Raw genomic sequence first — 24118 nt, forward strand, 5'->3', positions numbered from 1 at the left:
TGTCCGCGGACGTCGGCTCGCCACAGTGGCAGAACTCTCGGGGGACCATCGGATCCTAGTGGCGCTGCGTCGTTCGTTCAACAACCGTTCGAGTGTCGTTAATCATCTGTTAGCTCCGCAGGTGACACGAAGGCATCCGGTGCGCAGCCATCCGGACCTTCCCGCCACGGGAGCGTGCCTACGGTGCCACAGCTTCGTCCGCCCACGCGTCGGAGTAGAAGGACGGCGAGTTCGAATTCAGGAGCTCGGCGTAGAAGTTGTCGTCCAGCGCCTGCGCGGAATCCACCGGGATGTCCGGCGAGAAGGCCGAGACGCCGACGCCGGCCTCGCGGTCCTGGAGCGTCAGGCCCGCGGCCTCGAGCATCGTCGGGTAGAGGTTCAGCTGGTCGATGCCGGAGCGCGGTGTGAGCTCGGCGCCGCCCGGGATCCAGATCCGGTTGAAGACGGTGCGTTTCTCGTGGTGGTCCAACTGCTCGTGGAAGGCGTCGCCGGCGCTCATGTGCTTGAGGTGGTCGCCCATGATCACCACGGCGGTGTCCTCGAGGTAGCCCTGTTCCTCCATGTGGTCGACGAAGCCGGCCACCAGCTCCATGGAGCAGGCGAACACTGAGGTGACCTCCTGCTCGGTGTCGACCGAGCAGTAGTCATACACGTGGACCGGTTCATGGGTGTCGAGCGTCAGGACGGAGAGGTTGAACGGCTGGCCCGTCTGCTTCGACTCCGCGTGCAGCGAATCGAGCTCCTCGCGGGCGTTGGCGAGCAGGCGCTCGTCGCTGAGGCCCCAGTCGGGGCGGAAGTCCGAGGTGGATTCGCCGACGGCGCGCCACTGGGCGAGGCCCTTGATCGAGGAGTAGCCGTGGCCCCGGAGGAAGGTGTCCTTCGCGGCGAACGAGGAGTTCGCGCCGCCCAGGAAGGTGCTGGTGTAACCGTGCTCGCCCAGGACGTCGCCGAGGCAGGTGGCGCCGCCCAGGTAGGTGTCGACGTCGCTCTCCGGCACGGCGGCGCGGCCGCTGCTCTCGTCCGACGCGCTGCCACCCTTGAGGGGGATACCGCACTGGGTCCCGACGAGGCCGGCCATGGTCCAGCCGCCACCCTGGTACTGCTGGAGGTCCTCGATGGTCTGCCACCCGTCGGCGGCCTGCGTGACGTCCTTCAGCGGCGCGAAGGCGTCCTTCTCGAACAGCTGGTCGTCGGCGAGGGTCTGCTCACCGGACTCGAGGTAGATCAGGACGAGATTCCGCTTGTCCTCGTCGCTGGTGACGACGGGCTCGGCGTGGAAGTCCTGGATGTCCCAGTCGGAGGTCGACGCCCGGATGTAGTCGGCGACGCCCACGGTCGTGGAGAACGCCGTCGTGCCGCCGACGACGACGGCCGCCACCAGGGCGGTGGACACCGCGCGCTTGACGAACGGCCCGCGGGACGGCCGTCCGCCGTCGTCCGCCTGGCGGCGCTTCCGACGCCGAAGGAACTGGACGAGCGCGATGCTGCCGGTGATCAGGAGGGGCGCGACGCCGATGGCGAGGATGCCCCGCCACAGGAAGTCACCGCCGCCGTCCGTCTCGACGGACACGAGGTTGAGGCGCATCTGGCCCACGGAGATCTCGCCCCAGTAGTAACGGATGCCGGCGGCGGCGATGAGGAGGGTGAGGCCGGCCCAGATGAGCAGGTAGACCAGCAGCCGTCCGACGACGACGCCGACCCGTCGGGTCACGCCGGGGATTCGGGACTGCATGGCAACACCTCACGTTCCAACCATCAGGTGCCTGCCGGGCACCACTGACGTCCGACCTCTCGCAAAGGGTGGACAAGACCAGTGCCCTAGGGTACCCGTTCAACCTTGGTTCATCCTGTGTTCACGGGTTCGGTGGTATAACGGGTGCCCGAAGTGGAAGCGGGATCGTCAGGTCGACGGCGTCGAATCGAGTCGACGGCGTCGCCCGATCAGGCGTAGAGGTCCGGGCGGCGGCAGGTCAGGTAGGTATTGAGCTCCCGGGCGCGGAGGACCTCGGCCCGGGACACCTCGGCGATGAGCAGTTCGTCACCCTGCCCGGCGAGGCCCAGGAAGGTGCCGTACGGACTGGTGATGCAACTCATCCCGGTGAAGTCCGGAGCGGTGTGGTTGGCGTAGGCGATGTAGATGCCGTTCTCGAGGGACCGCGCCGGCACCAGGAGGGTCGAGATGCGCTCGGCGTTGTAGGTGGCGTGTGCGGGGCGATCGCCGACGTCGCCCGTGGCCGGGACCGCCGTCGGGATGAGGAGGAGATCGGCACCACGCTGCGCGGTGTTCCGTGCGTATTCCGGGAACTCGATGTCGTAGCAGATGCCGAGGGACACCGTCAGGCCCAGGAGGGGCACGAGTTCCGGGATGTCACTTCCCGGAAGGAAGACCGACTGTTCCTCGGCGCCGAAGAGGTGCGCCTTCCGGTAGCGGGTGAGTTCGGCTCCGCGGTGGTCGAACAGGGAGGCGCTGATGTACCGACCATTCGCTGTGGCGTCGACGGTCGAACCGACGACGGCGATGCCGCGGCGCCGCGCGATGGAGGAGAGCCCAGCGCGGATGCCCGGCCCGTCCGAATCGGCCACGTGCTCGGGGGCGTAACCCGTGGCGAACAGTTCCGGGGTGACGAGGATCTGGACCCCCTGCCCGGCAGCCCGTTCGGCGGCGCCGTCGATGCGGCGCAGATTCTCCTCGACGGCACCGGCGGTCCCGGTGGCCTGCAGTACTGCCAGAACCGGCATGATCCGTCCCTCCGGGTACCGTCCCGAACCTGTGGTGCACGCCACATGATCCGGGACAAAACCATTGACAGCCCTCATGATAGGCACAACTATTGAGCCGAACCGAATGACATTCGATTATTGGAGGCGGTATCAATGGACTCAGCAGATGCGGTACCCGAGGACGGTCTGCACCGTCGGCTCACCGAGATCTCGCACGAGGAGCAGGGGCACCCCTCCCGCGCCGCGCTCTCGGCGAAGGACCTCGTCCTCTACATCGCGGTGACCCTCGGGATCACCGCGATCGGCTTCCTGGTCCTCGCGCTGTGAGCGGCAGCACCAGCAGGGACGGGGCTGTGGGGGCGGACACTTCCAGTGGATCGCTCGGGTCGCTTCCGCTGCTGCGGAAGGAGCGGATCTGGAACGGCGCCGATTTCACCGGCGTGAACATCAGCCTCGCCATCGCGACGTGGGCGTTCCTCGTGGGCGGGTCGACGGCGCTACTCGTCGGCTTCCAGCAGGGCATCGCGGCGATGGTCATCGGCAACGCGATTGGGCTGGGCTTCATGGTCCTCGCGAGCGTCGTCGCCAGCCAGCGCTACGGCGTGGAGCAGTACACGATCCTCCGGCCGGTCTTCGGGATCGTCGGCGTGGGCATCCTGGTCTTCACCGTCATCCTGATCACCGAGATGGGCTGGTCCTCACTGCTGGCCATCATGGTGGGCCGAGCGGTCACCCAGGTGTCCAATTCGGCGTTCGACACCGGATTCGACCCCGAGAGCCTGATGGTCACGTTCTTCGCGCTCGTCGCCATCGCCGTGTCCTGGTGGATCCTGTCGCGCGGCCCCGTGACGATCGGCCGGTTCAACAAGTTCATCGCGCCTGGCCTGATCGTCGTGACCGTCTTCCTGATGATCTTCCTCGTCCTCAACACCTCCTGGGACACGCTGCTCACCGCCGCCCCGCTCGCCCCGTTCGAGGACGACCGCCTCAACTTCGCCCTCGCCGTGGAGTTCAATGCCGGCGTCGGCGTCTCCTGGTACCCCGTCATGGGTTCGCTCGCCCGGCTGACCAAGACCCCGAAAGCAGCCCTCTGGCCCTCCTACCTCGGGCTGCTCGGCGCCACGCTGATCGCGCAGGTCGTGGGGATGGCCGCAGCACTGACCCTCGGGGACTCGGACCCGACCGTCTGGATGCTGCCCTTCGGCGGACCCGTGCTCGGGGCGTTCATCCTGCTGTTCATCGCGTTCGCCAACATCACCAGTACGTCGTCGATCGTCTACTCGACCGTCCTCGCCATCCGGCAAGCCAGCGGCAACCTGCTCTCACGGGTCCGGTGGGCATGGCTCTGTGCCGCGTTCTTCGTGCTGCCGGCCATCCTCGCCTTCTTCCCGGGATTCATGTACCAGCGGTTCATGACCTTCGTGACGCTCAGCGGAGCCTTCCTCGCGCCCATGTGCGGTGCGATCATCGCCGACTACTTCCTGCTGCGCCGCCAACGGGTGGCGCTCGAGGATCTCTACCGGCACCGCGAGCAGAGCGCCTACCACTTCTCCGGTGGGATCAACTGGGCAGGGCTCGGGGCCGTCGTCGTCGGTGCTGCCTTCTACCTCGTGATATACAACCCGGTCACCCTCACCACGCTGCCCGTCTTCAGCTACATCACGGCGTCGCTTCCTTCCGCGATCGTCGGTGCGCTGGTCTACCTCGTGCTCGCGCGCGTCCTGTACGTGGGCCGCGGCGTCGGCGACTACGCTCCCACCACCACGAAAGTCGAGGGCCGTTCATGAGCCGCACGTCCCGAGCAGCCGTCCACCGCAGCGGCAGGCCGGATCTCGACCTGACGACCGTCGACGTCGCCGATCCCGTACACGGAACCGTCCTCGTCCGCATGGGTGCCTCGGGTGTCTGCGGGTCCGACCGGCACGTGCTCGACGGCGACTGGACGCTGCCCTCGCCCACGGTCATGGGCCACGAGGGCGCAGGAACCGTCGAGGCGATCGGCGACGGCGTCACCGACGTCGAAGTGGGCGACCACGTGATCCTCTCGTGGTTCTACCCCTGCCGGCGCTGCACCGCCTGCCTCTCCGGGAAGTCCTACGTCTGCTCCGGCAGCCGATCCGAGGAGTGCCTCCTGCCCGACGGCAGCACCCCGCTCTCGCTCGACGGCGAGCGCGTGTTCCCCTACCTGACCGTCGGGTCCATGAGCGAGTACGCCGTCGTGCCCGAAGCCGGCGCGATCCGCGTGCCGAAGGACGTCCCGTTCGACGTCGCCAGCCTCATCGGGTGCTCGGTTGCCACGGGCTTCGGCGCCGTGGTCAACGACGCCTGCGTGGAGGCGGGCACGTCCGCCGTCGTCGTCGGCACCGGGGGAGTGGGCCTCTCCATCATCATGGCGCTGCGGCTGGTCGGTGCGAACCCGATCATCGCCGTCGACCTCAGCGAGGAGAAGCTCGCTGCTGCCCGGGACTTCGGGGCGACCCACACACTCGTGCCGTCCGCGGACCTGGCGGAGGAGATCGGCACGCTGACCGGGGGAGGTGCAGCCTACGCGTTCGAGGCGATCGGCCGGGTGCAGACCATCGAGTCGCTCCCGTCGCTGATCGCAGCGGGTGGCAAAGCCGTCATCGTGGGGCTGCCGCCCGAGGACAGCCCGGTGTCCATCGACGCCCTGGCGCTCGCGGAGAGTGGCAAGTCACTCATCGGTTCTAACTACGGGTCAACGGTACCGGGGCGGGACTTCCCCCGCCTCGCGGAGCTGTTCCTCGCCGGTATGCTGCCCGTCGACCGGCTCATCTCGGACCGCATCGGGCTCGACGACGTCAACGAGGCCTTCGAGGCGATGCGGCGGGGGGAGCGCGCGCGGAGCGTTATCGTCTTCTAGCGACGGCTTGTCGGGCGACGACGGCGTTTTCCGCCTCGCGACCCGGAACATCACTCGGCGGCTCGGCCGCTTCTGTCAGGGGGACCATGGGGCGGCCACGCCGAGCGATTCTGTCGCCGGAGAAGATCTATAGGGCTGCACTGGACCTGGTGGACGAGTTCGGCGACTTCACGTTGCCCGGGCTCGCGAAACGGCTCTCGGTCAGTCCGTCGTCGATCTACCACCATGTGCAGGGGCGGCCGGAGATCATCAACGGGATCCGGTCCGTCATCGGCGCCGATGCCCTCGCGTCGGGCGACTTCTTCACGGCGGGAGCCGACTGGCGGGATAGGGCAGCGGCGTGGGCGCGGAGCTATCGGAGGGCCCTGGGGCAGCACGCGAAGTGCATCCCGCTGCTCGTCGGTGAGGCCGTGACGGACCACGCGACGCTCGAGATCTACGAGCACCTCGCCGCGCTCTTCGTCGAGCAGGGATTCTCCGCGAATGACGTGGTGGTTGCGGTGACGGTGCTCGACAACTTCATGCTCGGATCGGCCCTGGACGTGGCTGCGCCCGAGTCGGCCTGGCTCGCCGATGCCGAGGCCCAGCCCGCGCTGCACGCCGCGTTCGCCGATGCATCGCTGGCTGGGCCGCGCTCCGATCTCAGCTTCGAGGTGGGGGTGGCGGCGATCATCGCGCACCTGGGGACGCTGGTGGCCTGACCGGCACCAGCGCCCCGGGTGCCGTCACGGATGACGCTGCGGCTCGACGTTGTCCGCGACATCGGACTCCACGCGCGGGTCGGCCTCCAGCTCATGCAACTGCTCGGCGTGGCCACGGGGTGAGTGGGCCTTGTCCGAACCGTTCTCGTAGGCGTTCTCGGCGTGGAGCGCGAGATCGAGCCCGCGTGCTTCGACGTCGCCCGGGACCCGGATGCCCATGGTCCTGTCGAGGACCTTCGCCAGCACCCAGGTGACGGTGAAGGTGTAGGTGAAGACGGCCAGGATGGCGATGGCCTGGCGGCCCAGGAGATCGAAGCCACCACCGTAGAGCAGGCCCGTCGCTCCACTCGGGGCCTCCGGCGTCGCGATGAGGCCGATCAGCAGGCCGCCCACCACGCCCCCGATGAAGTGCAGGGCCGTGACGTCGAGCGCGTCATCGAAGCCCAGCTTGTACTTCAGCGACACGGCGAAGTAGCAGACGGCACCCGCTGCGGCGCCGATGGCCAGGGCGCCGAGGGGCGTGACCGCACCGCACGACGGCGTGATCGCGACCAGCGCGGCGATGGCGCCGGAGGAGGCGCCGAGCGTGGTGGCGTGACCGTCCCGGAGGCGCTCGACCAGAAGCCACACGCAGACGCCGGCGCAGGTGGCGGCGACCGTGTTGAAGACCGCGACGGCCGCGTTGTTGTCGGCGGCACCGAGGCCGCTGCCGTCGAAGCCGATCCACCCGGTGAACAGGAGCCCTACGCCGAGCAGTGTGAAGGGCAGGTTATGTGCCTTCGGCTGGACGGGCCAGGTGCGGCGCTTGCCCAGGACCAGCGCCAGTGCGAGGGCTGCGACGCCCGAGTTGACGTGGATGGCCGTGCTTCCGGCGTAGTCGATGGCGCCGAGGGTGTTGGCGATCCAGCCGCCCTGCACGGCACCGTCCGCCGAATCGAAGGCGAAGACCCAGTGCGCCACCGGGAAGTACACGAGGGTGGCCCACAGGCCGGCGAAGACGAGCCAGGCGCTGAACTTCATGCGGTCGGCGGCGGCGCCGGCCACGATGCCCGCGGTGAGGCCGGCGAACATCAGGTGCAGGGCGGCGAGGGCGAGGGGTGGCAGGGCGGCGTCGTCGGGGGCCGTGAGCAGTTGGCCCAGGCCGGCGTACTCGAGCGGGTTGCCGAGCAGGCCCAGCCCGCCGAGGGACGAACCGAAGACCGCGGAGTAGCCGAAGGCCACCCACAGAACTCCGACGACACAGAAGGAGCCGAACACCATGAGCATCATGTTCATGGTGGTCCGACGGCTGACCATCCCGCCGTAGAAGAGGGCGAGCCCCGGAAGCATCAGTGCGACGGCGACGACGGCGGTCAGAACCCACGCCGTGTTGCCCGCGATTGCAGCAGTGTCCATTCGATTCTCCATGACGGCTAGAAGCAGGCACCCCGCGGTGGCCGCAGGTAGCAGCGTTTCGATACGCTATCTAAATGCTCGGGGCATGCCTTTTCGATGCCATATCGATATCGTTACGGCCGCGTTAACTCTCCGTCGAGAGGTCGACGCTTGCGGACAGGGCGGCCGCCTCGATCCGGACCGCGGGGAGATCGTCGGGGGCCCGGAGGAGCGAGGCGAGCGTGGTGTCGGCACTCAGGGCGGAGACGTCGTCGGCCGTGTAGGTGCGCAGGCCGGGGAGTGGTTGGCGGTAGTGGCGCTGAAGGCCCTCGTTGAGGCTCAGCGCGGCGGTCGCGGCCGCCTCCGGGTCGACGTCCCTCAGCTCGCCGGCGTCGATGCCCTGCCGGATGATCGATGCGGCCAGCCGATGCAGTTCGCTGTAGTCCTCGAAGAAGGCGCCGAAGTTCTGCGGTTGCGAGCGTGCCACGCGTTCGAACTCGTAGAAGTCCAGGGGAGAGGCGCACAGCTGGACGGCGTCCGCGTGGAGTACCGCATAGAGCCTGGCTGCTGCGGAGCCCGGTGCGGGTTCCAGCGCCTCTGCCACCTGGAGGGAGCCGCGATTCTCCTCGAGGAGGGCCTGCAGGATGTGCTCCTTGCGGGCGAACCAGTAGTAGACAGAGGACTGCCGCAGCCCGGCGCTGCGGGCGATCTCGCTCATCGTCGTCTCGGCGTATCCCTTCGCGACGAACAGTGCCGTCGCCTCGCGGATGATCTCCTGGCGGGGGGATTTGCCCGTCGATCCGCTCAGGCGAGGACGGCCCGCCGTCGCTCCGGTGGTCTTCATCGCTTCCATTCCTGCTCCTCGTGTCATCCGGCGTGCGGCCCGACGGCAGACTATGTCGCCGATCCGTCGGGCAGGCGCGCCCGGCGCGGGTTTTACGCTGCCGTAACAATATCGACACTCTATCGAAATTGCTCGGCGCCAGACTTTCCATAGCTTATCGAAATACTGGTGGGCGTCCCGGAACCGAACAGGAGATCGTCATGAGCGTCACAACAGCGGAAGCAGCCGTCGAGACCGTCCAGCGCAGGCTTCGGGAGGCGGGCGTCAAGTATGCGATGTCGAGCTTCGTGGACCTCCACGGCAACATCAAGACCAAGTTCGTCCCCCTGTCTCACCTGCCGCAGATGGCCGCGGGATCGGAGCTCTTCACCGGCGCGGCACTGGACGGACTGCCGCAGGACATCAGCGACGAGGAGCTCTCGGCGCGGCCCGATCTCGACAGCGCCGTCCAGCTGCCCTGGCGCAAGGACGTCGCGTACTTCTCCAGCGACCTCTACCACGAGGGCCAGCCGTTCGAGGCGGCTTCGCGGAACATCCTCAAGCGCCAGCTGGAGGCAGCCAGGGAGCTCGGGTTCACGTTCAACCTGGGCATCGAGACCGAGTTCTTCGTCCTCAAGGACACCCCCGCCGGCCCCGTGGAGGTCAGCGACCGGGACAACCTCAGCAAGCCCTGCTACACGGCGCCCGCCGCGCTGGACAACTTCGAGTGGCTCACCGAGATGGTGGAGGCGATGAACGAGATGGGCTGGGGCGTCTACTCCTTCGACCATGAGGACGCCCAGGGCCAGTTCGAGATCGACTTCACGTATGCCGACGCCCTCACGATGGCCGACCGCGCCGTCTTCTTCCGCCTGATGGCCAACGAGATGGTCCGCAAGCACGGCTACTTCGCCACCTTCATGCCCAAACCTTTCGCCGACCGCAGCGGGTCCGGCGCGCACTTCAACATGTCCCTCGCCGACATCAAGAGCGGCGAGAACCTCTTCGAGACCGACGACGACCCCCGCGGCTGCGGCATCTCCGCCCTCGGCTACCAGTTCATCGCCGGCGTCCTCAAGCACGCGCCCGCCATCTGCGCCGTCATCGCACCCACTGTGAACAGCTACAAGCGGCTGGTCCGGAAGGGCAGCATGTCCGGGTCCACGTGGGCGCCGGTGTTCGTGAGCTACGGCAACAACAACCGCACCAACATGATCCGGGTGCCCCTCGTGGGTGGACGGGTGGAGTGCCGTGCCGCGGACATCAGCGGCAACCCCTACCTGGGTGCCGCGATCATCCTCGCCGCCGGGCTGGAGGGCATCCGCGAGAACCTCGACCCGGGGGAGCCACATACTGAGAACATGTACAACTACAGCGAGGCGGAGATCATCTCCAACGGCCTCGGCCTGCTGCCCCGCAGTCTGGGGGAGGCCATCGAGGAGTTCGCGGCCGACAGCCTGTCCCGCGAGGTCTTCGGCGAGAAGATGTACAACGCCTACATCGACTACAAGAGCCAGGAATGGGACGAATACCAGGCACACGTCTCCGAGTGGGAGACCAAGCGCTACCTGAAGTTCTTCTAGGTCGCCATGCTCGCTGACGTCGACCTCGGCAGGTTCGGGCTGGTCTCCGGCTCGAACCTGCCCTCAGCGCGCCTCGCCTACGAGACGTACGGGACCCTGAACGACGACGGCAGCAACTGCATCCTGCTGCCCTCCTACTACACGGGCACGTCCGCCAGTTACGAACCGTGGATCGGCCCGGGCCGGCTCTTCGATCCGGCGGACTGGTTCATCGTCGCGGTCAACCTCTTCGGGAACGGGGTGTCCACGTCGCCCTCGCGGGCCCACCCGGATATCGCGGGGGCGGACTTCCCCGACGTGGACATCGCCGACAATGTGATCGCCCAGCACCGGCTCCTCACCCAGCTGGGCGTGAGGCGGATCCGCCTCGTCGCGGGCTGGTCGATGGGGGCCCTGCAGGCGTACGAATGGGCGGTCCGGTACCCGGACCTGGTGGTTGCGATCCTCCCGATCGCCGGAGCGGCACGATGCTCACCCCACAACCTCGTCTTCCTCGAAGGGGTGAAGACGGCACTGCTGGCCGATCCCGCGTTCGGGGAGGGGCGCTACGTCACACCACCGGTAAAGGGGCTCCGCGCGTTCGGCACGGTCTACGCGGGGTGGGCGTACTCGCAGGCCTTCTTCCGCGACGGGATGTACCGAGAGCTCGGGTATTCATCAGTGGACGCGGTGATCCAGAGCTGGGCCACCGATCATGAGCGGGAGGACGCGAACGACCTCCTCGCCATGCTCGGCACCTGGCAACGGGCCGACGTCGGGAAGTACCACCCGGGCGGGTTCGCGGGGGCAATGGGAAGCATCACGGCCCGGGCGATCGTGATGCCCGGCAGCACCGACCTCTACTTCCCGCAGGCCGACAGCGAGCGGGAGGTGGAGCTTCTCCAGCATGGGGAGCTGCGTCCGCTGGTGTCCGACCTGGGTCATGTCGCGGGGCGTCCGGGTGTCCGGGAGGCCGAGACTGCGCAGATCGCCACCGTGGTGCGGGAGCTGCTGCGAGGGTGACTCCGTCGGGTGGATGACCGCGGCGTCGTGTATAGGTGAGGACATACGTTCAGAGGTCATCCGTGGCCTGATGCTCGTCACAGCCGTCACCCTCAAGGAGAGTTCATGAAAGTCCTGATCACCGGAGCACACGGCAAAGTAGGCCGAGCCACCACCCAGGCGATGATCGACGCCGGGCACGAGGTCATGACCACCGATCTGACCCGCCCGGGCTTCGACCGCAAGCCCGAGGGCGCCCCGAAGTACACGATGGCCGACCTGACGGACGCGGGCGAGGCTTATGCCGTCGTGCGCGGCGTGGACGCCGTCGTCCACATCGCTGCTATCCCGGAGCCGACCGGCAACCCACCCCACGTGGTCTTCCAGACCAATCTGATGGCGACGTTTAACGTCCTCGAGGCCGCCATCAGCTTCGGGATCAAGCGATTCGTGTACATCTCGAGCGAGACCGTGCCGGGCTTCTTCTTTCCGGAGCGGGATTTCCTCCCCGACTACGCTCCCGTGGACGAGGAGCACCCCATCCGTCCCCAGGATCCGTACGCACTATCAAAGCATTTCGGTGAGCAGCTGATGGACGCGGCCGTTCGGCGGTCGGACATCCAGTGCATCTCGATCCGCCCGTGCTGGGTGCAGTTCGAGGGCAACTACGAACTGAACCTCGGCCCGCAGATCCGCGACAGTTCCGTGTTGAGCCCCAATCTGTGGAGCTACATCGACGCCTACGACCTGGCCGACGCCATCGTGCTCGCCACGGAATCGGACCTGCCGGGTCACGAGGTGTTCTACATCGCGTCGCCCGACAACGTGGGGGGCTACGACTTCGCCGAAGTCCTCGCGCAGTACTACGGCGACCAGATCGAACTCCGTGAGCTGAGCCGGCCGGACGCCTCAGGCATCTCGAGCGCGAAGGCACAGCGGATGCTGGGCTGGACGCCCAAGCGTTCGTGGCGCGACTACCTCGATGCGGACGGCAAGGCCGTTCAGCAGTAGTGCCTGGTACGACACAGGGCGGGACTGGCGTCCCGCCCTGTGTCAGGTCTCGACCGCGCACCCCCTCTCAGTGGGTCCGGTCGGTCCCACGCCTGGCCGCGCTGTCCCTCGCGGGGAAGCTGCCCGTGGACCGGCTGATCTCGCACCGCATCGGCCTCGACGAGGTCAACGAGGCGTCCGACGCAATGCGTCGCGGCGAGCGCGCCCGGAGCGTCATAGTGTTCTAGCCGACGACGACGGCGGAGGTGGCTGGGGCGGCCGTCGTCGAGTACAGCAGCGGGGCGCTTGCAGCAGACCGTCCGCGTTCGGCGCCACGAAGCTGCTCGTGGACGGCGTCCTCCACCTGCCAGTAGGTATTTCTTCGGGGACTCCGATTCGGGTCAAGGTATCCCGGTGGAGTGAACCAAGGGATTCCGTACTTCGGTTCGACGTTCCACTTCCCTTCGTGAATCACATGATGATGCCGCGAGCACAGGAGGACGCCTTGGCTGATACTCGTTGTGCCACCTTTGGCCCAGGGCGTTATGTGGTGGGCCTCGCACCAGGTTGCCGGAATGGAGCAGTCCGGGAACGCGCAGCCCTTGTCTCTCGCAACGAGTGCCCGTCGCAGATGGGCGGGGAAGAGGCGTTGTGCCCGCCCGATGTCGAGGATCTGACCTTGTCCGCCGAGGACCATCGGAATGATGTCTGCATCACAGGCCAGCGTGCGGATGCTCCGTGCGCTCATCTGCTGCCCGAACACAGCGTGGCCGGCACGCTCCATCTGGCCAACGAGGTCGGAATAGCTGATGGTCACCATGACCTGGGGCCGGTGTCCGGCTGCTGCGGGAAGCCTGTCGGTCGACAAAGCGATCCTGCAGGCTGCGACCAGCCCGTCGAGGAGGCTTTGCGGGCGTGTCGGCCGATCTGTATCGCCCGCGCGGATGTCGGCCACGCCGTCATCGCCGGCTTCGCTCTGGCGCCTGCCCGTGGCGCTCCCACCGACGCCACACTCTTCGTTCTCGGCGGCCATCATGTCGGCTCTGTCTCCACCGATGATCGGGTCCCCGGTGTTCTGAAGGGTAATCACATTCCTCCTCGGATTCGTCGCGGTGTTCATGACGGTGACCAGATGCTCGAACTGCTCGTCGGTGGCGCCGATCTCCAGAAGATGCAGACCGTTGCGTCTGCCCTTGAGGAAGACACCCTGCCGTGCCTTGAGGACCTTTTCGGTGGGTTCCAGCCCGTCCTGGTTGAGCACGCCCTCCCAGCGTCGCGCGAGGACCCGCAGGAGGTCTTCGTCCGATTCGACTGCTTGCCGCGTGAGGTGCTGCTCCATCGAAGCGAGTTGCACCGGCGTTGCGAAGGACCGCACCCGTTGCACCGCCTCATGGACGATCGAAGCAGCGCGTCCGCTGACCTGGCCCGCGCTCGTTGCAGCACCGAGGGTGCTCATCGACGCGGGAGTGGCAGAGCCGATTGCAGTGACGCCGGGCAGGAGACTTGCCGCGAGCCTCAATCGGCGGTTCGCCTCAGTGCGGCTGATGCCGAGCCGGGCCCGCAGGAAGTCAGCACAGGTCCTGAATTCGGGGCGGAACCCATCATTGTTCCGCTGTTCGGCGCCTGCTGAAGTGCTGCCGCCGTCGTTGACGTCGTCCTGCACTGTCGACAGGCTTTGCTGCGCCCGCACGCGGAGGGATCCAGCGGCCTCCTGCTCCCCGGCGCCGGTGACTCCGTGTTCCTGCGCAGCTCCAGCGGCAACGATCTGGAGATGATCGATGACCTTCGAGAGCTCTTCGATGTCCACGAGTGCTCGCACGACGTCGTGCCTGCTGAGAAGGAGGTGACGCCCCTTCAGTTCCCGCGCGAAAGCGAGCAAGTCCGACCGCATCGACTCCAGGGAGGTACCAAGTCCCTCGGAATGCTCGAGCGGTGCGATGTCCATGCCTCATTTTATCGAACACGCGTACTATTACAGTGGGCCCGGACTCTTTGTGGAGGAGGAGTCGAGCACTCTTCCTCCACCGCCGTCGGCTGTCATCGCCGGTCGTGCCAGCGAGTCGGTGTACCGGAAAATCGCCGAGCCGTGGCGCCATCAGGCACATCTTGCTCGTACAGCCTGGGCTGAAGCCGATCAGCGCTCCGTGGTCGAGAGACCATCCGCGAAGCGCATGAGCTCTGCGCCCAGCCGGCGGGCGCGGTCGGCCAACGCCTCAGCGGTATCAACAGCAGACGGCGCCGGGCTGCCCGCCGGAACCTGCGCGACGGGCTCCCGCTGGATGTCGATGTCGAACACCACGTGGTCCGGGTGGTGCCAGGTCGAGAACACCTCGACCGGTCGACCGTCCTGATCGAAGCTCGTCCCCTCCAGCAGCAGCACGGGTGACGACGCTTCCAGCTGCAGCAGCCGCAGCAGGTCGCCGTCGCCCGGAACCGCCCGGATCTGCCGCTTGCCGGAGGTGATGCGCACTCCGTACTTCTCACCGAGCACCTCATGGAGGGACGCATCGTGTAGGGCTTCCGCGGTCAGGTCGGCGAATGTCGGTGCCGGTAGCCACGTGTGGATGACGGCGATGGGCACGCCGTCGGCCGTCCGCAACCGCTCGAGGAAGAGGACCTGCGGCGTCGCGAGGACCGCGGTCGATGGATCGGCGTCCTGCAGGGACAATGACAGCACTTCAGTACCGACGCTCGCCCCGGTACTGCCCAGCTGTGCCGATAGCCCTGAGGTGCGGTGCACCAGCCGGTGGTGTTCCCGCCGGGGGGCAACGGTGCTGCCGCGCCCGCGGCCGCGCTCGATCAGCCCTTCATCGGTCAGTGCACCGAGGGCCTGGCGCACCACGGACCGGGACACGCCGTAGCGCACCTGAAGCTGCGCCTCGCTGGGCAGCGAGGTGCCCGGCGGCAGTGAATGGTTCAGGATCTGCGCCCGCAGATGCCCTCGGAGCTGCAGGTGCAGCGGCTCGCTGCTCCCCGCGTCGAGGAGGCGGCCAGGGGTGTCAGGTGTGTCCATCTCGACCACTGTCCCTGCCGTCAGGACGCAGAGTCGGACTCATCCGACTGCGCCGGATTGTCGTCGTCGTGCTCTTCGAGGACCTTGCCGTCGTGGACCCGCTTGAGCTCGATGCCCTCGAGGTAGCTGGGGATGGGTGGGTCGAGGTCTTCGTCGCTGGTCATGATTCCGATCCTAGGCGTCCGGAGAGGACAAGCCGCGACGGCGTCGGTGGCTTGTCCTCTCCTGGTCGTCGGGCACGGTGGTTCACCGCGGGAAGACCTACTTCTTCTGCGCGGTCCGCCAGACGTGGTCCCAGCCTGGCGCCAGGGCAGCAGCCCGGCGCATCGACAGCACGAGGCTCGCCTCGCGGGCGATGCCCTGCCCGGCGATGTCGAACGCCGTGCCGTGGTCCACCGAGACACGGACGACAGGCAGGCCGACGGTGATGTTCACGCCGTCGTCGCCGTAGACCGCCTTGAAGGGTGCGTGGCCCTGGTCGTGGTAGCAGGCGATGACCATGTTCCACTTGCCCTTGACCGCGGCGGGGATGAGCGCGTCCGCGGGAATGGGTCCATGCACGTTGATGCCGTTCTCGCGGGCGGCGGCGACGGCGGGGGCGAGGATGTCGGCGTCCTCGTCGCCGAACAGGCGGTTCTCGCCGGCGTGCGGGTTGAGTCCGGCGAGGCCGATCGGCTCGTCCGGGTTGCCGAGGGCCTTCGTGAACGCACTGACGAGTTCGATCACGTTGGTGGTGCGTTCCGGCGTGACGTCCTCGATGGCCTGCCGCAGGGAGACGTGGGTGGTGAGGTGGAAGAAGTAGAGGTCGCCCGCGGAGAGGACGAGGCTGAAGTTCTCCACGCCGAACTCGTGCGCGAGCAGCTCCGTGTGGCCGGGCCACTTGTGCCCGCCGGCGTGCATCGCGGCCTTGTTAAGAGGTGCGGTGACGATGCCCTGGACCTTGCCCTCGCGAGCGAGGCGGCAGGCCTCGACGACGAAGCGGTAGGAGCCGTCACCGGCGGCGGGACTGAGCTCGCCGAGCTTCACGTCGGCCAGGGACGGACCGGTCTGCAGGAGTTCGATGATGCCGGGTTCGTTGGTCGCGTCCTCGATCGAGGACAGCACACGGACCGTGTCCGGGTCACCGCCCACGTTGGACACGCCCTGGCGCATGGCGGCCTCGTCGCCGATGACGACGGGCACGCACTCCTGCCGGACGTCGTCGTGCCCGAGGAGGGACTTCGCAGTGATCTCCGGTCCGATGCCGGCGACGTCGCCGAGGGTGACGGCGAGGGTGGGGATGCTCATGAGGATGCCTCCGTTGACTGGGCGAGTGTGGTGAGGGTTCGGGTGAGTTCGGTGACGGTGTCGAGCAGGGCGGTGACCGGCCCGAAGCCGCCGGCCTTCGTGACGACAATCTTTCCAGCCGCGGTGCCGCCTTCGACGACGCCGACCGGGATGCCCTCCTGGATGGCGCCGGTGATCCGCAGGGCCTGGGCCCGCGTGGCGTCGAGGACGGCGCGGGCTCCGTCACCGCCGACGAGCACGAGGGCGCCGACGGAAGCGCGGGCGAGGGTCTGCTGCACCACCGACGCGAGACTGTTCGCGATGGCCGTGCCGCTGAGGGTCTCCGAGCCGCCGATCGCCTCGGGGGAGGTGATGACGACGACCCGCGGCAGGGACTCCGGGACCTCGAGCTCTGCGGCGGCCCACTGGGCGAGCCGGTTCGGCTGGTCGAGCAGGGACTCGTCGGGCTGCAGGATGCGGAGGTCGGTGGAGGCCAGCTGGGATTGCAGGTGGTCGGTCTGGGCGCGGGCGACGTCGTGCAACGAACTGACGACGACGACGATCCGCTGCCCCTGCGCGGCCGGGGCTGGTTCCTGTGGGGCGTGTACTGCCCCGGCCTCTGCCCCGGCTGCCGCCATGGCTGCGGCGAGGCCGACGGATCCGGCGGGGATCGCCGTCGGCCCGGCGACGACGAGCGCGGCCGCGAGGGCGCGGAGGTCGTCGTCGGACGCCGCATTGACCACCACGACGCCGCTACCCGCCGCGTCCCGGAGCGCCTGGGCGTCCTGCTCGGGAGAGCCGCTGAGGCTGATCGTCGTCGTGCCGGGCAGGAGCTGTGAGAACTCGTTCGTCGGGACCGGGGTGACCGGATCCCGGCCGGCGGGGGAGTCCTCGACGGGTCCGCCGTGCACGCGCAGCAGGCCGTCCTCGATGGTCCGCCCCATGGCCGGGTAGGCCGGGCACACGACGGCGAAGCAGCCTGGGTGCTGCTCCTGCCATGCGTCATGGGCTCCGGCGACCTGCGCCGGGACGCTGCCGCGCATGGTCGAGTCGATCTTCAGGTACAGGCGGTCGGCCCCGGCGGTGACGAGGTTCCTGATGGCGCTCGCCGTCATATGCCGGGCGGTCGCCGGGTCCAGGGCGCGGGCGTCGGTGTTCACCGCCAGGGCGCTGCCGGGCTCCACCGAGTCCGGGAGGAGTTCGCCCAGCAGCAGCCGGGAGGACCAGCCGGTGCGGGAGAACTGGACCACCGAGTCGGTGGCGCCGGTAACGTCGTCGGCCGCGATGCCGACAATGGGTGCGGAAGGTGTCACGGCCGGTCGTCGTCCTGCGTCCGACGGCGACGGTCAGTCGGCGCCGACGGGTCACCTGCGGGTGGGAGCTCGGAGGCGGACGTCGGGGTGACTGCTACGGCGTCGTCCGTATCCAGCCCGCCTTGGCGCTTGAGCACCCAGGTGGCCAGCAGCGGGGCGAAGATCGCGGTGACCAGGACGGCCGAGGCGACCTGCGCCGTCGCAACCTCGACGAACGGGGAGAAGCTGGGGTCCGCTGCGGCGACGATCGCCGGGGTCGCGATCGAATTGCCGGCCGTGGTGGCGGAGGCGATACCGATGCCGGACTTGATGCCGCGGCGGAGGATGAACCGGTAGCCGATGTAGACGAGGGTGCCGGTGATGAGGGTGGCGGCGATGCCGACGAAGATGCCGCTGAGGCCGCCGGTGATGACGTTGCGGAGATCGATGCCGGTGCCGAGGGCGAAGGCGAAGAACGGAATGACGATGTTCGGCACGGGCCGCATGACCTCGGTCCACTTGGCGTCGAGGTTGCCGACGATGAAGCCGAGGATCAGAGGGATGACGGCGGCGAGCAAAGTGAGGAACGGAATGTTGCCGAGGCCGGAGATGCCGAGGAAGAGGAGTGTGAAGAAGGGGCCGTCGTTAACGGCGGACGCCATGTAGGCGCCGCGGTCGCGGTAGTCGCCGTAGCGTCCGGTGAAGGCGAGCCAGAGGCCGCCGTTGCTGTTGTCGAAGCTGGCCAGGAGGGCGAGGATCGAGATCCCGAGGATGCCGTCGATGCCCACCACGAGGCCGAGGCCTGCGACGAGGGCGGCGGGGATGATCGTCTTGAACAGCAGGACGACGCCGGTGGTCGCCAGCACGGGGCCGGACGCCTTGGCGGTGATCTGCATGCCGGTGGCGAAGATCAGGACGGCGATGAGCGGGAGGGCCGAGTCGGCGAACAGGGCGGTGGTGAAGCTGCCGAGTTCGAGGAAGCCGGGGGCGAAGGTCCCGACGATCGAGCCGAGGATCAGCCGAGGATCAAGGGGATCAGCATGAGGCCGCCGGGGATGCGGTTCATGCCGTCGAACAGGGGGATGCGGGACTTCGGAAGCGATTCGGCTGCCATGGCGAATCTTCTCTCTGTGCGGGAGGTCTGTGTGCGGACGGAGGAGTGCGTACACGTAGTACGGACAAGTAGTACTGAGGGTACGGGGAGTGCGGTGGGTCACACAAGGAGGAGTTCTGTTGGGGAAGGGACTTCGGGTAGCTGAGCTAGCGCGCAACACGAGAGGCTCCAGCGCTGTGGCGATGATGAACAGGAATTTCGTCTTTGCGGCTGGCGAAGCGCCTTCACAATTCTTGAGCAGCGTTGTGCTCTCGGTATGCCTCGTCACTCCTCTTCTGAGCGACTGCCAATCTCTTCCAAAACCAAGACGTCGCCCTGCAGTGGCGCCCCCTGCGCGGCACGCTGGGTGATCGAACAGCGGTCCGCGCCATATCTATGGCTCAGCCGATAAGATCACATCATGCAGCTAAGTTCACCCAACGGCCAGCGTCGCCGGGCCCCGGTAGTCGTTTTGTGACGAGTGAGTATCCAAGTGGCAGCGGAACCGCTCGCGCGGGAATGAGCAGCGGAGGGCGGTACAAGCTTTCCTTCACGACTGGTGGACTACTGGCTAACGAATGTCGCGTCGTTGCTGCAGAGTATCTGCGTCTGGGCGACTGGCAGGATGCCAGAGCTTCCGTGAGAGCTGACAACCTCATCCAGAAGCGCACCGCGTCCGCTGTTGTACGGATCAGTCGGGAGGCGATGGACCGCGCCAGTAGGCTAACCGACTCGGAACTGGAGATCGTGGTCAGCGGTAACGCACCGGAGCGCCATCAGCTCGTGTGGTTGGCGATTTGCCTCCAATACTGCTTCGTGGCCGATTTTGCCGAAGAAGTTGTCAGAGAAAAGTACCTTTCTATGAACAATGCGCTGGACCCAACTGCTCTTGATACTTTTTTCGTCAAGAAATCGTTCTGGCACGGCGAGCTTGAGGAGCTGAAACTGTCTACCAAGTACAAACTGCGACAGAATTTGTTCCGGATGCTTCGCGAAGCGCAAATAGTGTCAGAGGCTGGCCTTATCCTTCCTCAAGTGATAGGGGAAAGGGTCGCGAAAGAATTACGCAGACGCGGCCCCGGATCATTTTTGGTTTACCCCGTCACGGACTTCGAGATTGAAAGTTTAATGCATGCATAAGAAGGTCTCAGATCTGCCCCTCGCGAAGCGCGAGGGGCACCTGCTCAAGGCACTCACAAGCCGCAGGTTCCTTGACAACAAGGTGCCAGGAAACGAAGTTCCCTTCTTCATCTGCCCATTCGTGCCAGCTGAGGCACTCGCTATGGAGCAAGTCCAAAAGCGGCTCCAGAACCGTCTCAAACTCGAGGGCATCGAGGTGCTCGAGATTAACCTCTACGACCTCACAATTGAGATTCTTCAAGAACGAGACCTGTGGGACAGCGTTCTGGAGGCCGAACCACAGCACTCCAAGGACGAGTTCAGGGAACTCTTTCAGCAGGTGTTCGATCCAGCCCACGAGCTTGCTCCGCGGGTAAGGGAAAAACTGGCGTCCCCGCACGACATATTCTTTCTCACAGGGATCGGTGAGGTTTTTCCTTACATACGGTCCCACACCGTGCTGAATAATCTGCTGAGCATTTCCAAAGACAAACCAATGCTGATGTTTTTTCCGGGCGAGTACCGTCAGTCGGCTTCTCAAGGGTCCTCGCTGGTGCTCTTCGGGCAGCTTACAGACGACCAGTACTACCGGGCGTTCAACATCTTCGATTACCACGTTAACTAGGGGGAACGATGAAGCTTCATGACATTTTTGCGAAAGACATTTCGCGAACTATCGAGGGTGTCGTCAAAGCCGACGATGAGTCTCAGATCGGCACCGAGGTAAGTGAATACGTTCTCACGAACGAGGCCAGCCAGCGCATGGAAACCCTCCTGGATGCCTACAACAACTATGCCGGTGCAAACGGCGCCTGGGTTTCCGGGTTTTTCGGATCCGGAAAATCCCACATGCTCAAAATGCTGGCCCACTTACTCGGCGACGTCGACGGGCAGAAGGTCTCGCGGGACGAAGTAGTTGACAGTTTCATCCAAAAGACTGCCGGCAACGGGATTCTTCGTGGTGCAATCGAGAAGTCCCGGCAAATTCGGGCCAAGAGCATCCTCTTCAACATCGACCAGAAGGCGACGTTGCAGAGCAAGGACCAGCCCGACGCCTTGCTCAGCGTTTTCGTCAAAGTTTTCAACGAATCCTGCGGGTTCTACGGACAGCTGGGCCATGTTGCCAGGTTCGAAAGGGACCTCGTTAAAGAGGGGCTCTTTAAGGCATTCAAGGCCGCCTTCCAAGATATCTCCTCCAAAGCATGGAACGAGGGGCGTACGCTCGGCATCCTGCAAGAGGGCAATATCGCCAAGGCATATGCCCGCGTAACGGGCCAGGACGAAACTGCGCCCACACAGATCCTTTCCAAGTACCGGGCCGAGTACAGCGTTTCTATCGAAGACTTTGCAAACGACGTCAAGGTGTGGCTGGACAGCCAAGATGGCGACTACCGCCTCAACTTCTTCGTTGACGAGGTCGGACAGTTCATCGCCGACAATACGAAGCTCATGCTTAACCTCCAGACTGTCGCGGAGACCCTCGCTACCAGGTGCAATGGCCGTGCCTGGGTATTGGTCACTTCCCAAGAGGACGTCGACGCCGTCATCGGCGACCGGACCAGCAAACAGGGCAACGACTTCTCCAAAATCCAGGCGCGCTTCAAGAACCGCGTCAAGCTCACCAGCGCCGACGTGGAAGAAGTCATTCAAAAGCGTCTCCTCGAGAAAACTGCTACCGGATCGATCCATCTGGGCGGGATCTACGCTGCAGAAGCCAACAACTTCAAAACGCTTTTCGATTTCGCAGACGGTTCGCGTAAGTACCGCATCTTCCAGGACGAAGAGCATTTCACGTCCAGCTACCCGTTCATCACGTACCAGTACACACTGTTCCAGGACGCCCTCAAAGGGCTCTCTGCCCATAACGCGTTCGAAGGGAACAACCTAGCCGTCGGGGCCAGATCAATGCTCGGCGTCTTCCAGGACGTCATCCAGCAGCTAAAAGACACTCCCGTCGGCGAGCTCGCGACCTTCGACCGCATGTTTGAGGGCATTCGGCACTCCTTGAAATCACAGCTCCAAAGTGCCATCTTCACCGCTGAGGATCACCTCAGCCAGCAGAACCAGTTTGCGGTCCAAGTGCTCAAAGCCCTCTTCCTGGTGAAGTATGTGCCAGACTTCAAAGCCACGCCCCGGAATCTCACCATCCTCATGTACAGCAGGTTCGGTTTGAACATGGTCGGCTTCGCCAATAAGGTGAAGGACGCGCTGAACCTGCTGGAGCAGCAGACGTATATCCAGCTCAATGGCTCGACATATGAGTACCTGACGAGCGACGAAAAGGACATCGAGCAGGAGATCAAGTCCGTTGAGCTGGACTCAAACAAGTTCGGGTCGGAGTTTGCAGGGTTCCTGACCGGTGACATTCTGAAGTCATCCAAGGTGCGGTACGTCTCGAACGGGCAAGATTTCCCGTTCGGTGTTCGTCTCGACGACGGCCCGTACGGCCAGCAGAAGGAGTTGACTCTTCATTTCATCAGCCCGGAATATGAGTACGCTGATTCGCTTGAAACCTTGAAGGCCCACAGCTCTGGCAAGGATGAGCTCCGCGTAGTCATCGCCGACGACGGCCGTCTCATGGCAGATTTGCGGCTGTACCTAAGGACTGAGAAGTACCTCAGACTGAAAAGCTCCAGCCAGCAATCCGACGCCGTGCGGCACATTTTAGAAGTCAAGGGGCGACAGCTTGCGGAGCGGCGCAAGGAAGTGGTCGGGCGCCTTCGGAGCCTGATTGCGAAAGCGACACTTGTAGCCAATGCTTCGGAGATCGCAGTGGCGTCAGAAGATCCGGCGGCGAGGATTGATCTGGCATTTCAGGATCTCATTGCGCGGACGTATCCGATGCTCTCAATGCTTGGGAGCGCGAAATTCACCGATGACCAGATTCAGAAGAACCTTAGAGTCCTTGATGGGGCGCTCGAAAGCGATGCCGCACAAATGGTTTCGGCAGGCGAGCAGGAGCTTTTGAACTGGATCACTCTGCAGAATACCCAGGCAGCCAAGGTCACTGTAAAGTCGGTTGACGAGCACTTCGTGCAGAAACCGTACGGGTGGTCGACCATTGCCATTCAGGTGCAGCTCGCAAAGTTGATAGGACTCGGCAAAGTTGCTGTGAGCCGTGACGGTGTGAAGCTGGCACGTACGGAGGCCGGGTCAGACCTGAAAAACACGGCCCGTTTCCCTGTCCTCGTTCTGACCGTCCCGGTTGCTTACCGGTCGGCTGACGTCCGCGCGCTGGCGGACTTCTATAAAGATTTCTTCCTTGAACCCCAGCCGACCGCCGACGCCCTGGAACTGGCCGCCATTACGAAAGCCCGTCTGCAGTCCCTGCACGACAAGCTCAAGTCGGACCAGGCCATGTTTCACTATCCGTTCATGGGCTCCCTTTCGGCGGCTGTAGAGGCGCTGTCCAAGGTGTGCGGTCAGGCCGATGATTGGTACCTCACATTATTTCGGACCCATATGGATGAGCTGCAGGACTTTAAGTCTGATTTCATTGATCCCATCGAGAGCTTCCTCAACGGACAGCAGAAAAAAATATACGACGACGCTGCCGCTTTGCTGAGGGGCGAGCAGGCCAACCTGGCGCTTATCGAGTCTGAGCTGCCCGGGATGATCGAAAAACTTTTGGATGATCCGATGATCTTCCGCGGGGGAAAAATACCCGCTCTGAACACGCAGCTGCAGCAACTTCGTGCCGAGCTGGAAGCGGCCGTGGCCACAGCACGCTCGGCTGCCCAGGACGCTGTCGGAAAGGCAGCTTCGGCCGTCACCGCCAGCGATCACTACGAGAAGGCAACAGCGGAGGCTCAAGCTGCCGTGCGCAGTCGTGTGCAGAACTTTGAAAACGGGATTGCGACCGAGAAACAAATCGTCACTCTCAGGGGCAAGGTAAGTGCATTTCATGATGGCGTCAAGCCCGGGTTGTTCCAGATTCTGGCTCAGAAACCTGTGCAGCCTGCCCCTGGAGGTTCACCGGGCCAAAGCGGCGATTTTCAGCCGGAAGAAATTGTGAAGATTGTGTCCTTCGGGTCGTTGGAGTTGGACTCCGACATCCAACTTATTGAAACAGCGGCTGACATCGAAGATTTCGTAGATGCCATCCGTCGTGCCTTGACTGCAGAAATCACTAATGGAACCAAGGTGACCCCCTAATGGATTTGTCGTTGTTGCGTGGGTTTGCTGCGGGTGTTCGGGTTGAGTTGGTGGGTGTTGTTGGGGCTCGTTTGGCTGGGGTGTTGTTGCCTGGGTCGGTGGAGCGGGTGGAGTTTCCTGAGGCGG

General features: G+C 65.2%; 20 protein-coding genes. 10 read left to right on the top strand and 10 right to left on the bottom strand.

Annotated features, from left to right (window positions below):
• Positions 1-178 precede the first annotated feature (178 nt).
• Positions 179-1732, bottom strand: a complete 1554-nt coding sequence (locus ACTIMO_RS16550; RefSeq protein ID WP_448183113.1) for a sulfatase-like hydrolase/transferase — start codon at positions 1730-1732, stop codon at positions 179-181.
• Between the two features lie 209 nt (positions 1733-1941).
• Positions 1942-2739 (bottom strand): nitrilase-related carbon-nitrogen hydrolase, encoded by a 798-nt coding sequence (locus tag ACTIMO_RS16555; RefSeq protein WP_448183114.1) that lies wholly within the window; start codon positions 2737-2739, stop codon positions 1942-1944.
• A 135-nt stretch (positions 2740-2874) separates the two neighbouring features.
• Between ACTIMO_RS16555 and ACTIMO_RS16560 the strand changes: the two genes are divergently transcribed.
• The 4 genes from ACTIMO_RS16560 to ACTIMO_RS16575 all read left to right on the top strand — a co-directional run bounded on the left by ACTIMO_RS16560 (position 2875) and on the right by ACTIMO_RS16575 (position 6303).
• Positions 2875-3048, top strand: a complete 174-nt coding sequence (locus ACTIMO_RS16560) for a hypothetical protein (RefSeq protein WP_157365820.1) — start codon at positions 2875-2877, stop codon at positions 3046-3048.
• A gap of 26 nt (positions 3049-3074) precedes the next feature.
• Complete coding sequence (locus tag ACTIMO_RS16565) at positions 3075-4508, top strand: purine-cytosine permease family protein (RefSeq protein ID WP_448183115.1); 1434 nt, start codon at positions 3075-3077, stop codon at positions 4506-4508.
• Complete coding sequence (locus ACTIMO_RS16570; protein WP_448183116.1) at positions 4505-5602, top strand: alcohol dehydrogenase catalytic domain-containing protein; 1098 nt, start codon at positions 4505-4507, stop codon at positions 5600-5602. The genes ACTIMO_RS16565 and ACTIMO_RS16570 overlap by 4 nt, the downstream gene beginning before the upstream one ends.
• Before the next feature lie 86 nt (positions 5603-5688).
• Positions 5689-6303 carry a TetR/AcrR family transcriptional regulator gene (locus tag ACTIMO_RS16575; RefSeq protein ID WP_448183117.1) on the top strand — a complete coding sequence of 205 codons (615 nt, stop codon included), beginning with the start codon at positions 5689-5691 and terminating at the stop codon, positions 6301-6303.
• Positions 6304-6327: 24 nt separating this feature from the next.
• Here ACTIMO_RS16575 and ACTIMO_RS16580 read toward each other — a convergent pair whose 3' ends face one another.
• Positions 6328-7698: an ammonium transporter gene (locus tag ACTIMO_RS16580; RefSeq protein ID WP_448183118.1), complete on the bottom strand. Its 1371-nt coding sequence runs from the start codon at positions 7696-7698 to the stop codon at positions 6328-6330.
• A 124-nt stretch (positions 7699-7822) separates the two neighbouring features.
• On the bottom strand, positions 7823-8521 hold the full coding sequence (locus ACTIMO_RS16585; RefSeq protein ID WP_448183119.1) for a TetR/AcrR family transcriptional regulator: 699 nt from the start codon (positions 8519-8521) through the stop codon (positions 7823-7825).
• Between the two features lie 200 nt (positions 8522-8721).
• On the opposite strand from ACTIMO_RS16585, the gene glnT reads away from it, so the two are divergent.
• From glnT to ACTIMO_RS16600, 3 genes are all read left to right on the top strand, one after another.
• Positions 8722-10083, top strand: coding sequence for a type III glutamate--ammonia ligase (gene glnT, locus ACTIMO_RS16590; protein ID WP_448183120.1), 1362 nt, complete (start codon positions 8722-8724; stop codon positions 10081-10083).
• A 6-nt stretch (positions 10084-10089) separates the two neighbouring features.
• On the top strand, positions 10090-11085 hold the full coding sequence (locus ACTIMO_RS16595; RefSeq protein WP_448183121.1) for an alpha/beta fold hydrolase: 996 nt from the start codon (positions 10090-10092) through the stop codon (positions 11083-11085).
• A 105-nt stretch (positions 11086-11190) separates the two neighbouring features.
• On the top strand, positions 11191-12075 hold the full coding sequence (locus ACTIMO_RS16600; RefSeq protein ID WP_055769770.1) for an NAD-dependent epimerase/dehydratase family protein: 885 nt from the start codon (positions 11191-11193) through the stop codon (positions 12073-12075).
• A 223-nt stretch (positions 12076-12298) separates the two neighbouring features.
• Here the strand turns inward: ACTIMO_RS16600 and ACTIMO_RS16605 are convergent, their stop codons facing one another.
• From ACTIMO_RS16605 to ACTIMO_RS16630, 6 genes are all read right to left on the bottom strand, one after another.
• Positions 12299-13999 carry a DUF222 domain-containing protein gene (locus ACTIMO_RS16605; protein WP_448183122.1) on the bottom strand — a complete coding sequence of 567 codons (1701 nt, stop codon included), beginning with the start codon at positions 13997-13999 and terminating at the stop codon, positions 12299-12301.
• A gap of 189 nt (positions 14000-14188) precedes the next feature.
• Positions 14189-15067: a GntR family transcriptional regulator gene (locus ACTIMO_RS16610; RefSeq protein ID WP_157365821.1), complete on the bottom strand. Its 879-nt coding sequence runs from the start codon at positions 15065-15067 to the stop codon at positions 14189-14191.
• Positions 15068-15087: 20 nt separating this feature from the next.
• On the bottom strand, positions 15088-15231 hold the full coding sequence (locus ACTIMO_RS16615) for a hypothetical protein (RefSeq protein ID WP_422391358.1): 144 nt from the start codon (positions 15229-15231) through the stop codon (positions 15088-15090).
• 97 nt (positions 15232-15328) lie between these two features.
• Positions 15329-16354 carry a 4-hydroxythreonine-4-phosphate dehydrogenase PdxA gene (gene pdxA, locus ACTIMO_RS16620; RefSeq protein WP_448183123.1) on the bottom strand — a complete coding sequence of 342 codons (1026 nt, stop codon included), beginning with the start codon at positions 16352-16354 and terminating at the stop codon, positions 15329-15331.
• Positions 16351-17646, bottom strand: a complete 1296-nt coding sequence (locus ACTIMO_RS16625) for a four-carbon acid sugar kinase family protein (protein ID WP_448183124.1) — start codon at positions 17644-17646, stop codon at positions 16351-16353. The genes pdxA and ACTIMO_RS16625 overlap by 4 nt, the downstream gene beginning before the upstream one ends.
• Complete coding sequence (locus ACTIMO_RS16630; protein WP_448183128.1) at positions 17643-18644, bottom strand: 2-keto-3-deoxygluconate permease; 1002 nt, start codon at positions 18642-18644, stop codon at positions 17643-17645. The genes ACTIMO_RS16625 and ACTIMO_RS16630 overlap by 4 nt, the downstream gene beginning before the upstream one ends.
• Positions 18645-19237: 593 nt before the next feature.
• Here ACTIMO_RS16630 and ACTIMO_RS16635 point away from each other — a divergent pair.
• The 3 genes from ACTIMO_RS16635 to brxC are packed head-to-tail and all read left to right on the top strand — an operon-like array spanning position 19238 to position 23992.
• On the top strand, positions 19238-19858 hold the full coding sequence (locus tag ACTIMO_RS16635; RefSeq protein WP_448183125.1) for a DUF1819 family protein: 621 nt from the start codon (positions 19238-19240) through the stop codon (positions 19856-19858).
• Positions 19851-20462 (top strand): DUF1788 domain-containing protein, encoded by a 612-nt coding sequence (locus ACTIMO_RS16640; protein ID WP_448183126.1) that lies wholly within the window; start codon positions 19851-19853, stop codon positions 20460-20462. Before ACTIMO_RS16635 ends, ACTIMO_RS16640 begins: the two co-directional genes overlap by 8 nt.
• A gap of 8 nt (positions 20463-20470) precedes the next feature.
• On the top strand, positions 20471-23992 hold the full coding sequence (brxC, locus tag ACTIMO_RS16645; RefSeq protein ID WP_448183127.1) for a BREX system P-loop protein BrxC: 3522 nt from the start codon (positions 20471-20473) through the stop codon (positions 23990-23992).
• The last annotated feature ends 126 nt before the right edge of the window (positions 23993-24118 follow it).

The organism is Arthrobacter sp. CP30, assembly GCF_053470025.1.